Raw genomic sequence first — 19983 nt, forward strand, 5'->3', positions numbered from 1 at the left:
ATTCATGCAAGCCGTACAGCGTGAGATTGCTGAACAGCTCAAGGTCCAGCCACCGTTCGCCGACGAGGCTGCCCTCGAAACCGAAGTTACCCGGCGGGTGACCTTCATTCAGGACTGCCTGGTCAATTCCGGGCTCAAGACCCTGGTGCTCGGCATCAGTGGTGGCGTCGACTCGCTGACCGCCGGCCTGCTGGCCCAGCGCGCCATCCGCGAACTGCGCCAGCGCAGTGGCGATGCCGCCTACAAGTTCATTGCCGTACGCTTGCCGTACGAAACCCAGTTCGATGAGCATGATGCGCAGGCCTCGGTGGATTTCATCAAGCCTGACGAACGCCACACCGTGAACATCGGCCCGGCGGTCAAGTCGCTGGCCAATGAAGTGGCAGCGTTCGAGGGCAAGCACGCCGTCTCGGTCGACTTCGTGTTGGGCAACACCAAGGCGCGCATGCGCATGGTTGCGCAGTACACCATCGCCGGCGCTACCCATGGCCTGGTGATCGGCACCGATCACGCCGCCGAGGCGGTGATGGGTTTCTTCACCAAGTTCGGCGACGGCGCCTGCGACCTGGCGCCCCTGAGCGGCCTGGTGAAAAACCAGGTGCGGGCCATTGCCCGCAGTTTCGGCGCGCCGGAGTCGCTGGTGGAGAAAATCCCTACCGCCGACCTGGAAGATCTGTCGCCAGGCAAGCCGGACGAGGCGTCCCACGGCGTGACCTATGCCGAGATCGACGCGTTCCTGCACGGCCAGCCAGTGCGCGAGGAAGCCTTCAAGATCATCCTCGATACGTACCGCAAGACGCATCACAAGCGGGTGATGCCGTTTGCGCCTTGAGTGGTGAATGAATGAAAAAGCCCGCTGAAGCTCATCACTTCAGCGGGCTTTTTCTTTGGCCGGAACATGCATTGATGCTACTGGCCTCATCGTCCGAACGATAACGCAGTGACCCTGTTTACTTGACGGTCACAGTGCCTTTCATCATCGAGATGTGGCCCGGGAACGAGCAGAAGAAGCCGTAATCAGTGCCGGCTGCCAGCTTCGACACGTCGATGGTCAGCGAGTCCTTTTCACCGGCGCCGATGATCTTGGTGTGCGCGATGACGCGCTCGTCACCGTCCTTCAGGTAGTTCTTGTCGATACCGGCCGACAGGCCATCAGTGGCGATGGGCTGCATGTCCGCCGTCTTGCTGATTACCAGGTTATGGCCCATGACGTTCTTCGGCAGGCTACCGGAGTGAGTCAGTTCGACGGTGAAGGTCTTGCAGCTCTTGTCGATCACGATTTCCTTGCTGTTGAAGGACATCTGGTCGGTGGAGTCGATCGTGGTCTTGCACTCTGCGGCCATCAGTTGGCTGCTGGCCAGTGTCAACAGGGATACCGCAACAAGTTTGGCAAACATGGTGAATCTCCAAGGCAGGGTTAACGAAAATCGCGAATGGACAGAAGACTGCCTGAAATCTTCGCAAGTTCATATGACTTGAGTCAAAAATTGTATACAACTTTCAGGCTATGACAGCGATGCAGACAATCTACCAGCCAGGCGTCTGGTCCGGCCCTATCATCGGATCATCAACCAAAACCTGGAGTTGCGATCATGTCCATCAACAGCCTGTTGTGCAGTTTGCTGGCCGCCTACGCCTGTGGCGCCAGCGGTACCTATGAAACACCCCAGCGGGAAGTTTAGCCCTTGGAGTGCTGCGCACGTGCCTTTACTCTGTGGTCCTGATCGACCCTGGAGTAAGGCATGTCTTTAACATCCGTTTGTGTATTTTGTGGTGCCAGCACCGGCACCAATCCCGCCTATCGCGAAGCCGCCGTGGCCCTTGGCCAGGCACTGGCTGCGCGCAAGTTGACTCTGGTCTACGGCGGCGGTGCCGTTGGCCTGATGGGCATCGTCGCCGACGCGGCCCTGGCGGCCGGTGGTGAAGTGATCGGCATCATCCCGCAAAGCCTCAAGGACAAGGAAATCGGCCACAGCGGCCTGTCGCGCCTGGAAGTGGTCGACGGCATGCATGCGCGCAAGGCACGCATGGCCGAACTCAGCGACGCCTTTATCGCACTGCCCGGCGGCCTGGGCACGCTGGAAGAGCTGTTCGAAGTCTGGACCTGGGGCCAGCTCGGCTACCACGGCAAGCCGTTGGGGCTGCTGGAGGTGAACGGTTTCTACAGCAAGTTGACGGCTTTTCTTGATCACATCGTCGGCGAAGGCTTCGTTCGCGGCCAGCACCGTGACATGCTGCAACTGAGCGAATCTCCACAAACCCTGCTCGACGCGCTGGATGTCTGGCAGCCGACCGTAGCGCCCAAATGGACCGAGCAAAAACCCGGCTAACGGCTCGGCACCGATACAGGGCAGAATATGTGCCGCTCAACCTCACCTTCGACCCCAGAGGATCGCCCATGGCAAAACCTAATTATTCCTTCGCCAAACGTCAGAGAGACTTGGCCAAGGAGCAGAAGAAAGAGGAAAAGCTTCAGCGCAAGAAAGCTTCGGCTGAAGAGGCGGCACTGAACCCTGAGGGTGAAGTGGCGGCAGAAGATGATGTTGATGCACCGAAAGATCAGGCGCCCGACGCCTGAGCACCTCCGGGCCGGATAACCTGATCGGGCCCACAGGATCTGTGTAAGGGTTGGCGGCGTCGCTGCCGGCCCTCACAGGCCAGCCGAATGACTCCAAGACACCGCCGCCCTTTGTGGGAGCAAGCTTGCTCGCGATAGCGGTCTCTCAGTGACACAAATGCCGAATGTACGGCCGCCTTCGCGAGCAAGCTCGCTGCCCCAGTGAATGGGTGTTAATCCAGCGGCATCACGGTGACGCGCACTTCCGGATCATGATTGCCCCCGCCCAGAATCACCCCGCGTAGCGGCGACACATCGGAAAAGTCCCGACCCCAAGCCAACGTGATGTGCTCCAGTGCCGGTTGCACGTTGTTGGTCGGGTCAAAATCCACCCAACCTGACACCGGGCAAAACACCGACACCCAGGCGTGTGACGCATCAGCACCGATCAGCCTTGGCTGGCCCGGTGGTGGCTGGGTCAGCAGGTAACCGCTGATGTAACGCGCTGCCAGGCCACGGGAACGCAGGCAGGCGAGCATCAGATGGGCAAAGTCCTGACAGACCCCGCGCCGACGCTCCAGCACCTCGACCAAGGGTGTCGCCACCTGGGTTGCTTCGGCATCGAAGGTGAACTCGCTGAAGATCTTCTCCATCAAGGCCTGCACGCCAAGCAAGAGCGGCCGCCTCGGCGGAAAACAGCTTTGCGAGAACTCGACGAAGTTGCGCTTGAGGTGCACATAGGGCGACTCGAAGCGATAGCGACAAGCTTCGTGTAGCTCGGGACCGAGCGGTTGATTGCTGTAGGTCAGCGCGTTGCGGGTGTCTTCCCAAGCGGGCGACTGAGTGAAATCGGCGACCGCTCGGGGCAGCACTTCAAGGGTCAGGCTGGCGTTGACCAGCAACTCGTCGTGAGGTCGCTCGAACGCCAGGCGAGTCAGCGGATTACCGAACACATCCAGTTCATCACGGCGCGAAGTCGGCACCGGGCTGATCTGCAGTTGCCGGTCGCTGCAACGCTGCCATGCACACTCGCGCGGCCAAAGATGGGCCAGTTGCTGGGCCAGGGACACCGGACTGTCGTAGTGATAGTGGGTGTCGTGGAAAATCTGGTAGTGAGCGCTCATCAGACCGACACCGTGCGCTGGCTGACGTCGTCGACGTGAGCGAAATGCCGCAGCGCCAGGCGATCGGAGACTTGCCCGCTGGCATCGGCGATCTCTTGCAGCAATCCGGCCAGCCCTTCAATGGCCGCACGAACGCTGTCCTCGCCGAACAACGAATTCTCCAGACACCCCAGGTCGAATCGCGCCAGGCGCTCCACCAGCACCGGCAGCCCCGTTTCGCGCGGGGCGCCGAAGTCGTCGTTCAGACGCTTGACCGTGCGGGTCACCAGCTTCAGCTGGAACAGCACGGCGTGCGGGTTCTGCTCATCGAGCAACAACAGGTCGAGCACCGGAATCAGTTGCGCCACCGCCAGATAGCGCGAACGGTAGGTGATGCTGCTGTTGCCCAATTCAAGCAGCCACTCCAGCCCTGCTTGATCAACCGCACCCGGGCCGCGCAGGAAAGCCGCGAGACTGCCACTGAGAAATTGCAGGCGCTCGATCCGCCGGCCAATCATCAGGAATCGCCAGCCTTCATCGCGGGTCATGTCGTCCAGCGCAAACCCGGACAGTGCGGCCAGGGACATCACCAGGCGGTTGAGGAAGTCCAGCAACTCACCAAAGTCCGGCGCTTCGGTTTCCAGTTCCATGGCTTCGCGCTGCAACTCGACCAATGCCTGCCAGTTTTCCCGGGAGAGCTTGCCGCGCACCTGTGACGCCGCCCACTGCAAGCGCTGCAGGTTGGAACGCAGGCTGAACGGCCAGTCATCACCTAGCAAAGCCGCCAACAGCCGCTCAGGCAATTCGCCCTCATCGGGCAACAGCATCAGCCGCTCGCCGAGATCGACTGCAGCCTGCAAGGCTTGCGGGTCATCGCCGTCGACATACCGCGCCAGCACGATGCGCAGCAAGCGGGCGCTGTCATCACATCGCTCGCAATAACGACCAAACCAGAACAGGTTTTCCACCACCCGCGATGGCAGGTATGGGTCGCGCCGTATCAGATCCTGCACGCCGATAGTGCGTTGGGCTTTCCATTGTTCGCCGCCGGGTGCGTGCTCGCCCAGCACCCAGGTGTCCTTGCTGGCACCGCCACGCTGCATCGATACCACTTCAGCATCGGCCTCGGCGGCAACCCGGGTCAGGCCGCCGGGCAGCACCCGATAGCCTTCCTGGCTGGCCACCGCGTAAACGCGCATGCCGATGGCGCGGGGCTGCAAGTGACTGCCTTCAGCCTGCCAGATCGGTGCCTGTGACAACTGTGCGAGTTCTTGCGCGACATAAGCATAAGGACGGGCCCGGATGCGTTCGGCAAGCTCATGGCGCTGTTTTTCACTTAGATCACGGCCAAACACCGGAGCAAAACTCTGCGAAGGAAACGCCGGCTTGATCAGCAATTCCGGAAGCTTTTCCAAGGCCTGCGCCAGCACCGGCGCCTCACCGCACCACCAGGTGGCGATAGACGGCAAGATCAAGGCTTCGCCGAACAGGTACTCGTTGATCTTCGGCAGAAACCCCAACAATCCCGGTGATTCCAGTACCCCACTGCCGAGCGCATTCGCCACCAGCACTCGCCCCTGACGCACGGCTTCAAGCAACCCCGGCACACCGAGTGCCGAATCGGTGCGCAACTCCAGTGGGTCACAGAAGTCATCGTCGAGCCGGCGCATGATCGCGTGAACCCGGCGCAATCCGCTCAAAGTCTTCAGGTAAACCGTGGCATCACGCACGGTCAGGTCGCCGCCTTCCACCAGTGGATAACCAAGCTGACGAGCAAGATACAGATGCTCGAAATAGCTTTCATTGAATCGCCCCGGCGTAAGCAGCACCACCAGCGGCACCTCCTCACCGCTCGGCGCCTGACGGGCGAGGGTTTCCTGCAACGTGCGGAAAAAACCTGCCAGATGCTGCACCTTCAGGTCGCGATACAACTCGGGAAAGGCCCGAGACACGATGGTGCGATTTTCCAGCGCATAGCCGGCACCCGAGGGTGCTTGCGTGCGATCCGCCGTCACCCACCAGCGACCATCAGGGGTACGCGCCAGATCCACGGCATACAGATGCAGAAAAGCCCCATCGGGTGGATTGATCCCCTGACAGGGCCACAGAAAGTTGTTGTGGCCGAACACCAATTCAGCCGGTAGCAGGCCTTCGGCGATCAATCGCTGCGGACCATAGAGATCGGCCAAGACCGCGTTAAGCAGCCGGGCGCGCTGAGCAATACCGGCCGACAATTGCTGCCACTCGTCGGCCGCAATAACGTGAGGCAGCAGGTCCAGTTCCCACGGTCGGTCCGCGCCTTTTGGGTCGGCATACACATTGTAGGTGACGCCGTTTTCCTGAATTTGCCGCGTCAACAGCGCCTGACGCTGTTTCAGTTGCGCCGGGGTGCTGCGCTGCAAATGGTCGAACAGACGACGCCAGTGCGGGCGCACGGCGCCACTGGTATCGAGCAGTTCGTGATAAGTGCCCGCTGTCAGCGGGTAGCGGTCTAGCAGGTCAGGCATGGAAAGCTCGGCAGACAGCAATGAACGGTCAGACTAGCGCAGGCGCGTGACGCCCGGATAGACGAAAAACCCGGGCGTCGCGTACGGTTCAGAAACGTCGTAAATCGAGTGTCATCGGCAACTCGTCGTTGACCTGCGGATCGGCCACGACCAGCTTTCCGGGTGTATGCCCGATACGGAAAAAACGCGCCATGCGCCGGCTCTCCGCTTCGTTGGCGTTCACCGGCAAGCTGTCGTAGTTGCGTCCACCCGGGTGGGCGACGTGGTACTGACAGCCACCCAGAGAGCGTTGCATCCAGGTGTCGAGCAGGTCGAACACCAAAGGCGCGTGGACCGGGATCGTCGGTTGCAGGCAGTTGGCCGGTTGCCAGGCACGAAAGCGCACGCCGGCGACAAACTCGCCAACGCGTCCGGTCGGCTGCAGCGGCACGGGAATGCCATTGCAGGTCAGCACATAACGTTGCGGCGGCAAGCCGCTGAGCTTGACCTGCAGACGCTCCAGTGACGAATCGACATATCGCACCGTACCGCCCACGGCGCCCTCTTCACCCAGCACATGCCAGGGCTCCAGGGCCTGACGCAATTCCAGTGCAATGCCGCTGACGGCGTAGTCGCCCACCTTGGGAAAGCGAAACTCCAGGTGCGCCGCGAACCACTCGGCCCGCAGTGGATAACCGGCGGCGTTGAGGTCGACGATGACGTCGGCAAAATCCTGCTCGATAAAGTGCGGCAACAGGAAACGGTCGTGCAGTTCCGTGCCCCAGCGCGCCAGTTTTGCCGGTGCATAGGGCTCGCGCCAGAATCGCGCGACCAGCGCCCGCAACAGCAATTGCTGGGCAAGGCTCATGCGCGCATGGGGTGGCATCTCAAAGGCGCGCAACTCCAGCAAGCCAAGACGGCCGGTCGCGCCATCAGGCGAATAGAGCTTGTCGATGCAGAACTCCGCCCGGTGAGTGTTGCCCGTGACGTCGATCAGCAAGTTGCGCAACAGGCGATCCACCAGCCATGGCGGGCACGCTTCGCCAGGCGCGGGCATCTGTGCGAAGGCGATTTCCAGTTCATACAGGGTATCGTTGCGTGCCTCATCGATACGCGGCGCCTGGGATGTCGGGCCGATGAACAATCCGGAAAACAGGTAGGAAAGGGACGGATGGTTATGCCAGTAGCTGATCAGGCTGCGCAGCAGGTCCGGGCGACGCAGGAACGGTGAGTCGGCCGGCGTCGCGCCACCCAGGACAAAATGATTACCGCCACCCGTGCCGGTGTGCCGGCCATCGATCATGAACTTTTCGGTGGTCAGTCGGGTTTGCCGCGCCTCTTCGTAAAGGAACTCGGTGCGTTCGACCAGTTCATCCCAACTCGCCGACGGTTGCACGTTGACCTCGATCACGCCCGGGTCCGGGGTGATACGGAAGTTGCTCAGACGCGTATCGCTCGGCGGCTCGTAGCCTTCGAGCAGCACCGGGCATAGCAGTTCTTCGGCCGTAGCCTCGATGACGGCGACCAGTTCGAGGTAATCCTCGACCCGCTCCAGTGGCGGCATGAACAGGTACAAACGGCCGTCGCGCGCCTCGGCGCAGAGCGCGGTGCGGGTCAGCCAGTCGGCGGACTCATCGATCTTTGGCGTTCGGTCCTCGGTGACAGCGGACATGCCCTGGCTTTGCAGCTGCGCAGCATCCGGTAGCGGAGGGAAATCCTGATTCGGATCCTGCGCATGAATGAACGGATACTCCGCCGCTTTCACCCAAGGTTGCGAACCCAGTGGCAAGCGATAGCCCAGCGGCGAATCCCCCGGCACCAGTCGGCAATGCTCGTCACGCAGGTACCAGCGCCCGCTCTGCCATTGATCACCCTTGGCCGTGCGTGCCAGGGGCAGAACCTGACCGATAACCTTGTCCAGGCCCTGATTGAATACCTTGCGCAGGCGCGCTCGCTCCAGCGGCTCTTCCAGGCGCGAGTCTTCGGCGCTGACGTTTTGCGGCAACGCGCCCTCACGCCAGAGATAATAGAAATTGTCTTCGTAGGCCGGGAACACGAAACGTGTCGGAATGTTCAACCGCTCGGCGACGCTCGCCAGAAAACGCCCAGCCAACACAGCGTCAGCGCCGTAGTCTTCCCGCTCATCGGCGATCAGCGCGCTGTTGTGCCAGATCGGTACACCATCACGACGCCAATAGCAGTTGAGCGACCAGCGCGGCAGCTGCTCACCGGGATACCACTTGCCCTGCCCGAAATGCACGAGACCTTGCGGCGCGTAATGCTTGCGCAGGCGCTGGAACAGTTCGGCGGACAGCTTGCGTTTGTTCGGCCCCAGCGCGGCAGTGTTCCACTCGGCGCCATCCGGATCGTCGATGGACACGAAGGTCGGCTCGCCGCCCATGGTCAGGCGCACATCGCCTTCGAGCAGATCGGCATCGATCTGCCGCCCCAGTGCCTGGATCGCTTGCCACTGATCGTCGGTGTAGGGCTTGGTGACACGCGGCGCCTCCCAAATCCGCTCCACCGACATGTCATGGCTGAATTCGCACACGCAAGGCTCCACCAACCCACTGATCGGTGCCGCAGAGGACGGATCGGGACTACAGGCCAACGGGATATGTCCTTCACCGGCAAACAGCCCTGACGTGGCGTCCAGGCCGATCCAGCCGGCACCGGGCAGATAGACTTCGCACCAGGCGTGCAAATCGGTGAAATCGACCTCTGTCCCTGAAGGGCCATCGAGGCTTTTCACGTCGGCAGTCAGTTGAATCAGGTAACCCGAGACAAACCGCGCCGCCAGCCCCAGGTTGCGCAGCAACTGCACCAGCAGCCATGCCGAATCGCGGCAGGAACCCGAAGCGTGCTCCAGTGTGTGCTCCGGGGTTTGCACACCCGGTTCCATGCGGATCAGGTAATCGATGTCTTCGCTCAGACGCTGGTTCAATGCCACGAGAAAATCCACCGCTGGCAGCGGCGTCCGGTCGATGCTGTCCAGGTAAACCTTGAATTGCGGCGTCAGCGGCAGGGTTTCCAGGTACGGCGCCAGCTCCTTGCGCTCATCGGCGGCATAGGTGAAGGGGATTTTTTCGGCATAGGGTTCGAGGAAGAAATCGAACGGGTTGAAGATCGCCATCTCGGCCAGCAGGTCGACTTCGATGCGCAGCTCGTCGGTTTTCTCCGGGAACACCAGACGCGCCAGGTAGTTGCCCTGCGGGTCCTGCTGCCAGTTGATGAAATGTTGCTCGGGGGAGACTTTCAGCGCATAGGACAGAATCCGCGTGCGACTGTGAGGCGCTGGGCGCAAGCGCACGATCTGCGGGCCGAGCTCGACTGCGCGGTCGTAGCGGTAATGGGTGACGTGATGCAATGCGACATGAATCGACACGGCGTGCCTCCTGCGAGCCCTAAGCGTATTGGAAAGCGCGCAAGACTTATGCCATGCAGCGGCACTGGCGCTTTCTCCTTTTGCTGGAGGCAGTACAGCACCAAAATTGGGCGATGCGGGGAAATGAGTTAATGGGATTGCTCGTTTTTGTGGCGGCCAGTGGCGAAAAGGCCATTGGCTCCAGCTCAACGGGTTGAACCCTGAAATGCAAAACGCCAACCCGAAGGTTGGCGTTCTGTTCAGCTCAAGAGCGGCTTAGCGCGGCACGACCGGCTTGCGCGCAGGTTTTGGCCCCTTGCCCTTGGCCGCGTCCTTACGTTCCTTGGCAGCCTGCTGGTTACGGGCAAAAGCCTCGGCCTTGGCCTTCTCACGCTTGTCCCACGGATTACCGCCATCGCTGGCACGCGGTGGCAGCCCGGTGTGTTGGGTGAGGATCTTGGTGGTCTTTTCTTTCGCCGCCACTTTATGGCTGCCGGCTGGCGTCGAGTTCTTGCGACGGGCGCTCTGGTAGCTGTCAGTCGACGGCTGGTGCAACGGAATCAGCTGGTTCTTGCCCGGCCCGATCAGGTCGGCACGACCCATGCGGGTCAGCGCTTCGCGCAGCATCGGCCAGCCTTTCGGGTCGTGATAGCGCAAGAACGCCTTGTGCAAACGACGCTGCTCTTCGCTCTTGACGATGGTCACCGCGTCACTCTTGTAGGTGACCTTGCGCAGCGGGTTCTTGCCCGAATGGTACATCGCGGTGGCGGTGGCCATCGGCGACGGGTAGAACGCCTGCACCTGGTCGGCACGGAAGCCGTTGCCCTTGAGCCACAGCGCCAGGTTCATCATGTCTTCGTCGGTGGTGCCCGGGTGGGCAGCGATGAAGTACGGAATCAGGTACTGCTCCTTGCCCGCTTCCTTTGAGTACTTCTCGAACATGCGCTTGAACTTGTCATAGCTGCCGATGCCCGGTTTCATCATCTGGTTGAGCGGACCTTCCTCGGTGTGTTCCGGGGCGATCTTCAGGTAACCACCGACGTGGTGGGTCACCAGCTCCTTGACGTACTCCGGCGACTCGACGGCGAGGTCGTAGCGCAGGCCGGAAGCGATCAGGATCTTCTTCACACCCGGCAATTCACGGGCACTGCGATACAGCTGGATCAGCGCCGAGTGGTCGGTGTTCAGGTTCGGGCAGATGCCCGGGAACACGCACGACGGCTTGCGGCACGCGGATTCGATTTCCGGGCTCTTGCAGGCGATGCGGTACATGTTGGCGGTCGGGCCGCCAAGGTCGGAAATCACGCCGGTAAAACCAGGAACCTTGTCGCGAATTTCTTCGATTTCGCGAATGATCGATTCGTGGGAACGGTTCTGGATGATGCGGCCTTCGTGTTCGGTGATCGAGCAGAAGGTGCAGCCGCCGAAGCAGCCACGCATGATATTCACCGAGAAACGGATCATGTCGTAGGCCGGAATCTTTTCCTTGCCGTACGCCGGGTGTGGAATGCGCGCATACGGCATGCCGAACACGTAGTCCATTTCTTCAGTGGTCATCGGAATCGGCGGCGGGTTAAACCAGACGTCGACTTCGCCGTGCTTCTGCACCAGCGCGCGGGCGTTGCCCGGGTTGGTTTCCAGGTGCAACACACGGTTGGCGTGGGCGTAAAGCACCGCGTCGTTGCGGACTTTCTCTACCGATGGCAGACGAATCACGGTCTTGTCGCGGGTCATCTTCGGGCTGGCCAGGATCTGCACGACCTTGGCTTCCTGCGGATCTTCAATCGGGCCTTTTTCCTGCTCGATGGCGCAGGCGGCAGTGTCCTGGGTGTTGACGTACGGGTTGATGATCTTGTCGATCTTGCCCGGACGGTCGATACGCGTGGAGTCGACTTCGTACCAGCCCGCCGGGGTGTCACGACGGATGAACGCAGTGCCGCGCACGTCGGTGATGTCTTCGATCTTGTGACCGTAGGACAGGCGCTGGGCGACTTCGACGATCGCACGCTCGGCGTTGCCGTACAGCAGGATGTCGGCGCTGGCGTCGATCAGGATCGAGTTGCGCACGCGGTCCTGCCAGTAGTCGTAGTGGGCGATGCGGCGCAGGGAGGCTTCGATGCCGCCCAATACGATCGGCACGTGCTTGTAGGCTTCCTTGCAACGCTGGCTGTACACCAGGCTGGCGCGATCAGGACGCTTGCCGGCCAGGCCACCTGGCGTATAGGCATCGTCGGAGCGGATTTTCTTGTCGGCGGTGTAGCGGTTGATCATCGAGTCCATGTTGCCGGCCGCGACACCGAAGAACAGGTTCGGCTCGCCAAGCTTCATGAAGTCGTCTTTGGACTGCCAGTTCGGCTGCGCGATGATCCCGACGCGGAAGCCCTGGGACTCCAGCAGCCGGCCGATGATCGCCATGCCGAACGACGGATGGTCGACGTAGGCATCACCGGTGACGATGATGATGTCGCAGGAATCCCAGCCGAGCTGATCCATCTCCTCCCTGCTCATTGGCAGGAATGGCGCTGGTCCGAAACATTCGGCCCAGTACTTGGGATAGTCAAATAACGGCTTGGCTGCTTGCATGTCGATAACCGGTGTTGGCTTTCATTGAATTTCGCGGGCGCGGAATATAGCACAAATTTTGACCAATTCCGACGGTTGTGGTCGGAAATCGGAGAGTCAGGCGCGTTTCCCTGTGGCGAGGGAGCTTGCTCCCGCTCGACTGCGAAGCAGTCGCAACATATGAATCTGGGTGGTTGCTAGCAATGGGGCGGCTTCGCAGCCCAACGGGAGCAAGCTCCCTCGCCACAAAGTCTGCACCCGATTTATTCGTCGTCGTCGAAGTTGTAGCTGCCCGGCGCCAGGTTCTCGAATCGCGTGTACTTACCGATAAACGCCAGGCGGATAAAGCCGATCGGCCCGTTCCGCTGCTTGCCGATAATGATTTCGGCAATGCCCTTGTGCTCGGTTTCCGGGTGATACACCTCGTCGCGATACACGAACATGATCACGTCGGCGTCCTGCTCGATGGCTCCGGATTCACGCAAGTCGGAGTTCACCGGGCGCTTGTTCGGCCGTTGTTCCAGGGAACGGTTGAGCTGCGAGAGCGCCACCACCGGGCAGTTGAATTCTTTGGCCAGCGCTTTCAGGGATCGGGAAATCTCGGAAATCTCGTTGGTCCGGTTATCGCCGCTGGAGCCCGGGATCTGCATCAGTTGCAGGTAGTCGATCATGATCAGGCCGACATCGCCGTGTTCGCGCACCAGACGTCGGGTCCGTGCGCGCATTTCCGACGGACTGATGCCCGCGGTATCGTCGATGAATAGCTTGCGGTCGTTGAGCAGGTTGACCGCCGAGGTCAGGCGCGGCCAATCGTCGTCTTCCAGCTGACCGGAACGCACCTTGGTCTGGTCGATCCGCCCCAGGGACGAGAGCATACGCATGATCAGCGATTCACCTGGCATCTCGAGGGAGTAAACCAGCACCGCCTTTTCGCTACGCAGCACGGCGTTTTCCACCAGGTTCATCGCAAAGGTGGTTTTACCCATGGACGGACGGCCGGCGACGATGATCAGGTCGGCCGGCTGCAGGCCGCTGGTCTTCTCGTCGAGGTCGGTGTAGCCGGTGGACAGGCCGGTGATCGCGTTGTCGGTGTTGAACAGCGTGTCGATACGGTCGATGGCTTTGGTCAGCAGTTCGTTTACACCCACCGGGCCGCCGGTTTTTGGCCGGGCCTCGGCGATCTGGAAGATCTGCCGTTCAGCTTCATCGAGGATTTCTTCGGCCGTGCGCCCTTCTGGATTGAAGGCGCTGTCGGCGATTTCGGTGCTGATGCCGATCAGCTGGCGCAAGGTCGCGCGCTGGCGAACGATCTGCGCATAGGCCTTGATGTTGGCGACCGACGGCGTGTTTTTCGCCAGTTCACCGAGGTAACCGAGGCCGCCGACCTGTGAAGTCTGACCTTCCTTGTCCAGTTGCTCGGACAGGGTCACGACGTCGATCGGCATGTTCTGATCGGCCAGTTTGGCGATCGCACGGAAAATCAGGCGGTGGTCATGCCGGTAGAAATCGCCGTCGGAGACTTGATCGAGCACGCGTTCCCAGGCGTTGTTGTCCAGCATCAGACCACCGAGTACTGCCTGTTCGGCTTCGATGGAATGCGGCGGCACCTTCAGCGCGGCGGTTTGCAGATCGTATTGCTCGGGAGCGGAAATTTCGTTCATGGCCACTTGAAATCAGAATGGAAAAACCGGGATGCCAGAAAGACAAAGGGCACGACCTGTAAACAGGATCGTGCCCGATGTTACCGGCAAGCACCCGAGGGTGCCAGCCGACAAGTGCTGCTTAAGCTGCTACCACGACAACGCGTACGGTGGCTTCAACTTCGGCGTGCAGGTGCACGGCTACGTCGAATTCACCTACGTTACGGATAGTGCCGTTCGGCAGACGAACTTCGCTCTTCTGCACTTCAACGCCGGAGGCGGTCAGTGCGTCAGCGATGTCGTGAGTACCGATCGAACCGAACAGCTTGCCTTCGTCGCCAGCGGTGGCAGTGATGGTCACTTCCAGCTCGGCCAGTTGGGCAGCGCGGCTTTCAGCCGATGCTTTGCGATCTGCTGCAGCTTTTTCCAGCTCAGCGCGACGCTCTTCGAACGCAGCCAGGTTGGCTGGGGTCGCAGCGGTAGCTTTGCCGTAAGGCAGCAGGTAGTTACGACCGTAACCAGCCTTAACGTTCACTTTGTCACCCAGGTTGCCCAGGTTGGTGACTTTTTCCAGAAGGATCAGTTGCATGTGAAAATCCTCTTAACTTTTAACCTTCACCGTTCGCGTTATCGGCGTCTTTCGGCGCCAGACGACCGCGAAAATCAATCAGGCTGTCGACGATGGCCAGGACCACCAGCAACGGATAGATCAGCTGCATGAACAGCAACAGCGTGACGTACAACCCCACCAGCCAGAATTTGGCCAGTCGCTTTTGCGCCACCAGCCCGTGAATCAGGGCCAGCCCGGCGAACACCAGCGGTACGCTGCACAACGGCGTCAACATGGCCATCTGCGGACCGATGTTCGGCCCCAGAAGCATGCACGCCAGCAGCAACATCGCCGGCAACAGCGGGAAGCGGATGGCGCGAAACTCGCGACCAAAACCGCCCGGGTTGTACAACAACGCCTGCCAGTAGCGCCCGACAAGCAGGCTCAGCAAGCTGACGATTTGCAACAATGCCGCTATAAGGCCGGTCAGGACCGGTGCAATCAGGGACGCAAAATGCGCTTGTTCATCTACCGACAACTTCTGGTAGACATCACCGAGCAGCGACGGCATGACCTTGATCAACGCCTGCGCCAGCATCTCGATCTGGGGTGCAAAAGCCATCCCCAGCACCACTGAAAACACCACTCCCATCGCTATGCTGACCAGCAGCACGCGGTTCCAGGACTCGCTTGCGCGCAAAACCAACGCAAGGCTCGCAGACCCCAGCAGCACCAGAAGTGCCCGTGGGTCGTCGGAGTAAAGCCACCAGATCAACGCCGGCAGCAGTCCCAGAGCAAGAACGCCCAGGGCGTCCTTCAATCCGCGCCGCAGGAGCACGAGGCATCCGGCGGCAGCACCCAACCAATACAACAACGGCAACGCCGCGCATCCAGCCACTACCAGAGTGGCCTGCATACGGCCGCGCATGATGAACTCAGCTATGGCCCGCATGCATTCAATCCTTTGCTACGTGTCGACTGCCCGGTCTCAGCGGCCGTGGCTGTCGGTGTAGGCCAGCAGGGCCAGGAAGCGGGCGCGCTTGATAGCGGTGGCCAGCTGACGCTGATAACGAGCTTTGGTACCGGTGATGCGGCTTGGAACGATTTTGCCGGTCTCGGATACGTAGGCTTTCAGAGTGTTGAGATCTTTGTAATCGATCTCTTTCACGTCTTCAGCGGTGAAGCGGCAGAATTTACGACGACGGAAGAAACGTGCCATTTGATAGGCTCCTTAAAAGGTCCGTGGATTACTCGTCAGCGTTATCGCTGTTGTCGCTGTCATCACTGTCAGCGCTTTCAACGCCTTCGTGCTCAGGACGGTCGCGACGCTCACGGCGCTCACTGCGGTTTTCTTCAGCCTTGAGCATCTCGGATTGGCCGGTAACGGCTTCTTCGCGACGGATGACCAGGTTACGGATCACTGCATCGTTGTAGCGGAAGTTGTCTTCCAGCTCGGCCAGGGCCTTGCCAGTGCACTCAACGTTCAGCATCACGTAGTGAGCCTTGTGAACATTGTTGATTGCGTAGGCCAGTTGACGACGGCCCCAATCTTCCAGACGGTGGATTTTGCCGCCGTCTTCTTCGATCAGCTTGGTGTAACGCTCAACCATGCCGCCGACTTGCTCGCTTTGATCCGGGTGGACCAAAAAGATGATTTCGTAATGACGCATGAATGCTCCTTACGGGTTGTAGCCTGCCGCTCAAAAGCGGTCAGACAAGGAGTGAATGACACTTATGGACTTGCGGACGCTAGACACATGGGTGCCTGCCATCACAGCAAGGGGCGCAATTGTAGAGAAGGGACAGGAGAGGCGCAAGGTAATTGGTGATTATTTGAACAACCATCAATTCACGCCACACCACAAAACACTGTGGGAGCGAGCTTGCTCGCGATGAGGGCGCAACATTCGACATTGATGCTGAATGTTACCCCGTCTTCGCTAACAACCCAGCTCCCACATTTGCTTCGCGTACGGCTTAGGCTTTTTTGGCAGCAGCCTTCGCTTTGACGCTACGCTGACGCTGCGCCTCGAACAGGCATACGCCCGTCGCCACGGAAACGTTCAGGCTGCTGACACTACCGGCCATCGGCAGGTTGACCAGGTAATCGCAGTGCTCACGGGTCAGGCGACGCATGCCCTTGCCTTCGGCACCCATGATCAGGATGGTCGGACCGGTCAGGTCCTGGTCGTACAGGCTGACTTCCGCCTCACCCGCCGTACCGACAACCCACAAGCCACGCTGCTGGAGTTTTTCCAGGGTGCGCGCCAGGTTGGTCACGGCAACCAGCGGAATCACTTCGGCGGCACCGCAGGCGATTTTTCGTACGACCGGCGTCAGCGTTGCCGATTTGTCCTTGGGCACGATCACCGCCAGCGCACCCGCCGCATCGGCGGAGCGCAGGCAGGCGCCGAGGTTGTGCGGATCGGTCACGCCGTCGAGCACCAGCAACAAAGGCGCACCTTCGGTACGATCGAGCAGCTCGTCGAGCATCGCCTCGCCCCAGACCTGGCTCGGACTCACGTCCGCGACCACGCCCTGGTGCACACCTTCAACCCAGGCGTCCATTTCGCGACGCTCGGCCTGACCCACCTGAACACGGTTCTCGTTGGCCAGCTCGATCAGGGTCTGCACCCGCGGATCATTACGGCCTTCGGCCAACCAGATCTGCTTGACGCGTTTAGGGTGGTGACGCAGCAACGCCTCTACAGCGTGTACGCCGTAGATCTTTTCCAACTGACTCATGGTTTGGCCTTAGGTTTACGCGCCCCGCCGCTTTTCGCGGCCGGAGCGGAGCCCGCTTTTGGCGGACCCTTACGGTGTTTGCTCGGTTTGGCAGGTTTGCCGCCGACAGCCTTGTCAGGCGCCGACCGACTGGTCTTTCCCCCAGACGCCGCTTTACCACCGCTTTTCGCACCGGCCAGCAACGCCTGTTTCATTTCACGACTTTTGCGCACTTCAGCGTTTTTCGCCGCAGCATCGCTTGGACGATAGGCTTCTACAGCAGCAGCCTTCTCCTTGGCAGGACGACGACCGGTTTTCGCCGGAGCCGGCTCTGCTTCAACCTTGGCGACAGGCGCCTTGGTGTCGGCACCGCGCTTCTTGCGGCCGATCGGCGCACTGATGGTTTTTTCCGCCATCTCGAAGTCGATTTTGCGCTCATCAAGGTCGACGCGCATGACGCGCACTTCCACGGTGTCGCCCAGACGGAAGCTGCGACCGGTGCGCTCACCGGCGAGGCGGTGGTGCACAGGGTCAAAGTGGTAGTAGTCACCCGGCAGCGCGGTGACGTGCACCAGGCCTTCGACGTAGATATCGGTCAGCTCGACGAACAGGCCAAAACCGGTTACGGCGGTGATCACACCCGGGAAGGATTCGCCCACGCGGTCTTTCATGAACTCGCACTTGAGCCAGTTCACCACGTCGCGAGTCGCTTCGTCGGCACGGCGCTCGCTCATCGAGCACTGCTCGCCGAGTTGCTCCAGGGCCGCTTCGTCGTACGGGTAGATGCGCGCCTTCGGAATGGTCATCGCCCCGGCACGGCGAACGTGCGGGGTGTCCTGCTTCGAATGGATCACGCTGCGAATCGCCCGGTGCGTGAGCAAGTCCGGGTAGCGGCGAATCGGCGAAGTGAAGTGGGTATAGGCTTCGTAATTCAGGCCGAAGTGGCCCTGGTTGTCAGCGCTGTACACCGCCTGGCTCAGCGAGCGCAGCATCACGGTCTGGATCAGGTGGAAATCCGGACGATCCTTGATACCGGCGAGCAACGCCTGGTAATCCTTCGGCGACGGGCCGTCCTTGCCTTTGTGCAGGGACAGGCCGAGCTCACCGAGGAAAGCGCGCAGCTTTTCCAGACGCTCCGGTGGCGGACCATCGTGAACGCGATACAGCGCAGGAATCTCGTGTTTTTTCAGGAATTCAGCCGTGGCCACGTTGGCCGCCAGCATGCATTCCTCGATCAGCTTGTGCGCATCGTTACGCACGGTCGGGCGGATTTCGGCGATCTTGCGCTCGGAACCGAAGATGATCCGGGTTTCCTGGGTTTCGAAATCGATCGCGCCACGCACGTGACGAGCGGCCAGCAACACCTTGTACAGCGAATACAGCTGCTTGAGGTGCGGGACGACGTCGGTGTACTCGCCACGCAACTTGCGCGCTTCGGTGGCTTTCGGCGTTTCGAGCATGGCGCTGACCTTGTTGTAGGTCAGGCGTGCATGGGAGTGAATCACCGCTTCGTAGAAGCAGTAGTCGGTCATTTCGCCGGACTTGGAGATGGTCATCTCGCAAACCATGGCCAGACGATCGACCTGCGGGTTCAGCGAGCACAGGCCGTTCGACAACTGCTCGGGCAGCATCGGAATCACGCGCTCGGGGAAATACACCGAGTTGCCGCGCACCTGGGCTTCGGCATCCAGTGCCGAGCCGAGTTTCACGTAGCTGGAAACGTCGGCAATCGCCACGTACAACTTCCAGCCGCCGGAGAACAGGCGCAGCTTGCCCGGACGGGCTTCGCAGTAAACGGCGTCATCGAAGTCGCGGGCATCTTCGCCGTCGATGGTGACGAACGGCAGATGGCGCAGGTCGATGCGCTTCTCTTTGTCCTTCTCTTCGACTTCCGGCTTGAGCTTGGCGGCCTCCTTGAGCACGGCCTCAGGCCAGACATGGGGAATGTCGTAGGTGCGCAGGGCAACATCGATTTCCATCCCCGGCGCCATGTAGTTGCCCACGATCTCGACCACGTCGCCTTGCGGCTGGAAGCGTGGCGTCGGCCAGTGAGTAATCTTCACTTCGACGAACTGACCGATCTGCGCATTGGCATTACGGCCCGGGGTGACCAGCACTTCCTGCTGGATCTTCGGGTTGTCGGCAACGACGAAACCGATACCACCCTCTTCGAAGTAGCGACCGACGATGCTCTCGTGAGCACGGGACACCACTTCGACGATCACGCCTTCACGGCGACCACGACGGTCCAGACCGGAAACCCGCGCCAGCGCGCGGTCGCCGTCAAACACCAGGCGCATTTGCGCCGGGCTCATGAACAGGTCATCACTGCCGTCATCCGGCACCAGGAAACCGAAACCGTCACGGTGACCGCTGATACGACCGAGGATCAGGTCAAGCTTGTCCACCGGCGCATAAGTGCCGCGACGGGTATAGATGAGTTGAGCATCGCGCTCCATGGCGCGCAGGCGGCGGCGCAGGGCTTCGATCTGGTCTTCCGTGGTCAGACCAAACTCTTCGACCAACTGCTCGCGGTTAGCAGGCGAACCCCGATCAGCAAGGTGCTGAAGGATCAGTTCGCGGCTAGGAATAGGGTTTTCATATTTTTCCGCTTCACGAGCGGCCTCGGGATCGAGGGACTGCCAATCGGCCATTAGAGAGTTTTCACCTTGTCTATATGCGGGTTAGTTTGGCATAGGCGTAATGAAACGGGAAATTTCAGGCTAAGACGACCCATCTGAAGCCCTTTATCGACATCGCAAAGCCCATTTGAAGACCGCTGGCGAAATTTTCCAGGTTTTTTTGATTCCGGGGGTTTACAGTTAAAAAGACGCTCCGTATAGTGCGCGCCATCGACGACGGAGACGTTGCCGATACTGCCCAGATGGTGAAATTGGTAGACACGCCAGCTTCAGGTGCTGGTGGCCTTACGGCCGTGGAAGTTCGAGTCTTCTTCTGGGCACCAATTTCGAGCTTGAGATTAGATCAATTTCAAGG

Annotated in this window: 15 protein-coding genes and 1 tRNA gene; 4 read left to right on the plus strand and 12 right to left on the minus strand. The window is 60.5% G+C overall.

Features of this window, described 5'->3' with window-relative positions:
• Positions 1-4: 4 nt before the first annotated feature.
• Positions 5-832, plus strand: coding sequence for an ammonia-dependent NAD(+) synthetase (nadE, locus tag EIY72_RS14890; protein WP_093227153.1), 828 nt, complete (start codon positions 5-7; stop codon positions 830-832).
• 118 nt (positions 833-950) lie between these two features.
• On the opposite strand, the gene azu is transcribed toward nadE, so the two are convergent.
• On the minus strand, positions 951-1397 hold the full coding sequence (azu, locus tag EIY72_RS14895) for an azurin (protein ID WP_093227156.1): 447 nt from the start codon (positions 1395-1397) through the stop codon (positions 951-953).
• Between the two features lie 345 nt (positions 1398-1742).
• Here azu and EIY72_RS14900 point away from each other — a divergent pair, with 345 nt between their 5' ends.
• Together EIY72_RS14900 and EIY72_RS14905 are read left to right on the plus strand one after the other, a co-directional pair.
• Positions 1743-2330 (plus strand): LOG family protein, encoded by a 588-nt coding sequence (locus EIY72_RS14900; protein ID WP_093227159.1) that lies wholly within the window; start codon positions 1743-1745, stop codon positions 2328-2330.
• A gap of 68 nt (positions 2331-2398) precedes the next feature.
• Positions 2399-2578, plus strand: a complete 180-nt coding sequence (locus EIY72_RS14905; protein WP_093227162.1) for a hypothetical protein — start codon at positions 2399-2401, stop codon at positions 2576-2578.
• A gap of 212 nt (positions 2579-2790) precedes the next feature.
• Here the strand turns inward: EIY72_RS14905 and EIY72_RS14910 are convergent, their stop codons facing one another.
• The 11 genes from EIY72_RS14910 to rnr all read right to left on the minus strand — a co-directional run bounded on the left by EIY72_RS14910 (position 2791) and on the right by rnr (position 19640).
• On the minus strand, positions 2791-3681 hold the full coding sequence (locus EIY72_RS14910) for a transglutaminase family protein (RefSeq protein WP_093227165.1): 891 nt from the start codon (positions 3679-3681) through the stop codon (positions 2791-2793).
• Positions 3681-6167 (minus strand): circularly permuted type 2 ATP-grasp protein, encoded by a 2487-nt coding sequence (locus tag EIY72_RS14915; RefSeq protein WP_093227168.1) that lies wholly within the window; start codon positions 6165-6167, stop codon positions 3681-3683. Before EIY72_RS14915 ends, EIY72_RS14910 begins: the two co-directional genes overlap by 1 nt.
• Before the next feature lie 88 nt (positions 6168-6255).
• The gene (locus EIY72_RS14920) at positions 6256-9531 is read right to left on the minus strand and encodes a transglutaminase family protein (RefSeq protein ID WP_093227171.1); all 3276 of its coding nucleotides are present in this window, start codon (positions 9529-9531) and stop codon (positions 6256-6258) included.
• 255 nt (positions 9532-9786) lie between these two features.
• Positions 9787-12093 carry a YgiQ family radical SAM protein gene (locus tag EIY72_RS14925; RefSeq protein ID WP_093227174.1) on the minus strand — a complete coding sequence of 769 codons (2307 nt, stop codon included), beginning with the start codon at positions 12091-12093 and terminating at the stop codon, positions 9787-9789.
• 242 nt (positions 12094-12335) lie between these two features.
• Positions 12336-13733, minus strand: a complete 1398-nt coding sequence (gene dnaB, locus EIY72_RS14930; RefSeq protein ID WP_093227177.1) for a replicative DNA helicase — start codon at positions 13731-13733, stop codon at positions 12336-12338.
• Positions 13734-13854: 121 nt separating this feature from the next.
• The gene (gene rplI / locus EIY72_RS14935; RefSeq protein WP_007973276.1) at positions 13855-14301 is read right to left on the minus strand and encodes a 50S ribosomal protein L9; all 447 of its coding nucleotides are present in this window, start codon (positions 14299-14301) and stop codon (positions 13855-13857) included.
• 19 nt (positions 14302-14320) lie between these two features.
• Positions 14321-15214 carry a YybS family protein gene (locus EIY72_RS14940; protein ID WP_093227180.1) on the minus strand — a complete coding sequence of 298 codons (894 nt, stop codon included), beginning with the start codon at positions 15212-15214 and terminating at the stop codon, positions 14321-14323.
• A gap of 36 nt (positions 15215-15250) precedes the next feature.
• A complete protein-coding gene (gene rpsR / locus EIY72_RS14945; RefSeq protein ID WP_002551829.1) occupies positions 15251-15481 on the minus strand; it encodes a 30S ribosomal protein S18 in 231 nt (76 codons plus the stop codon).
• 28 nt (positions 15482-15509) lie between these two features.
• Complete coding sequence (gene rpsF, locus EIY72_RS14950; RefSeq protein ID WP_093227183.1) at positions 15510-15932, minus strand: 30S ribosomal protein S6; 423 nt, start codon at positions 15930-15932, stop codon at positions 15510-15512.
• Positions 15933-16239: 307 nt separating this feature from the next.
• Entirely contained in the window at positions 16240-17007 is a 768-nt protein-coding gene (rlmB, locus tag EIY72_RS14955; RefSeq protein WP_008064095.1) for a 23S rRNA (guanosine(2251)-2'-O)-methyltransferase RlmB, read from the minus strand.
• Positions 17004-19640, minus strand: coding sequence for a ribonuclease R (rnr, locus tag EIY72_RS14960; protein WP_093227185.1), 2637 nt, complete (start codon positions 19638-19640; stop codon positions 17004-17006). Before rnr ends, rlmB begins: the two co-directional genes overlap by 4 nt.
• A gap of 224 nt (positions 19641-19864) precedes the next feature.
• Between rnr and EIY72_RS14965 the strand changes: the two genes are divergently transcribed.
• Positions 19865-19951 (plus strand) — tRNA-Leu (locus EIY72_RS14965).
• Positions 19952-19983 lie beyond the last annotated feature (32 nt).

The organism is Pseudomonas vancouverensis, from assembly GCF_004348895.1.
Taxonomy (GTDB): Bacteria; Pseudomonadota; Gammaproteobacteria; order Pseudomonadales; family Pseudomonadaceae; genus Aquipseudomonas; species Aquipseudomonas vancouverensis.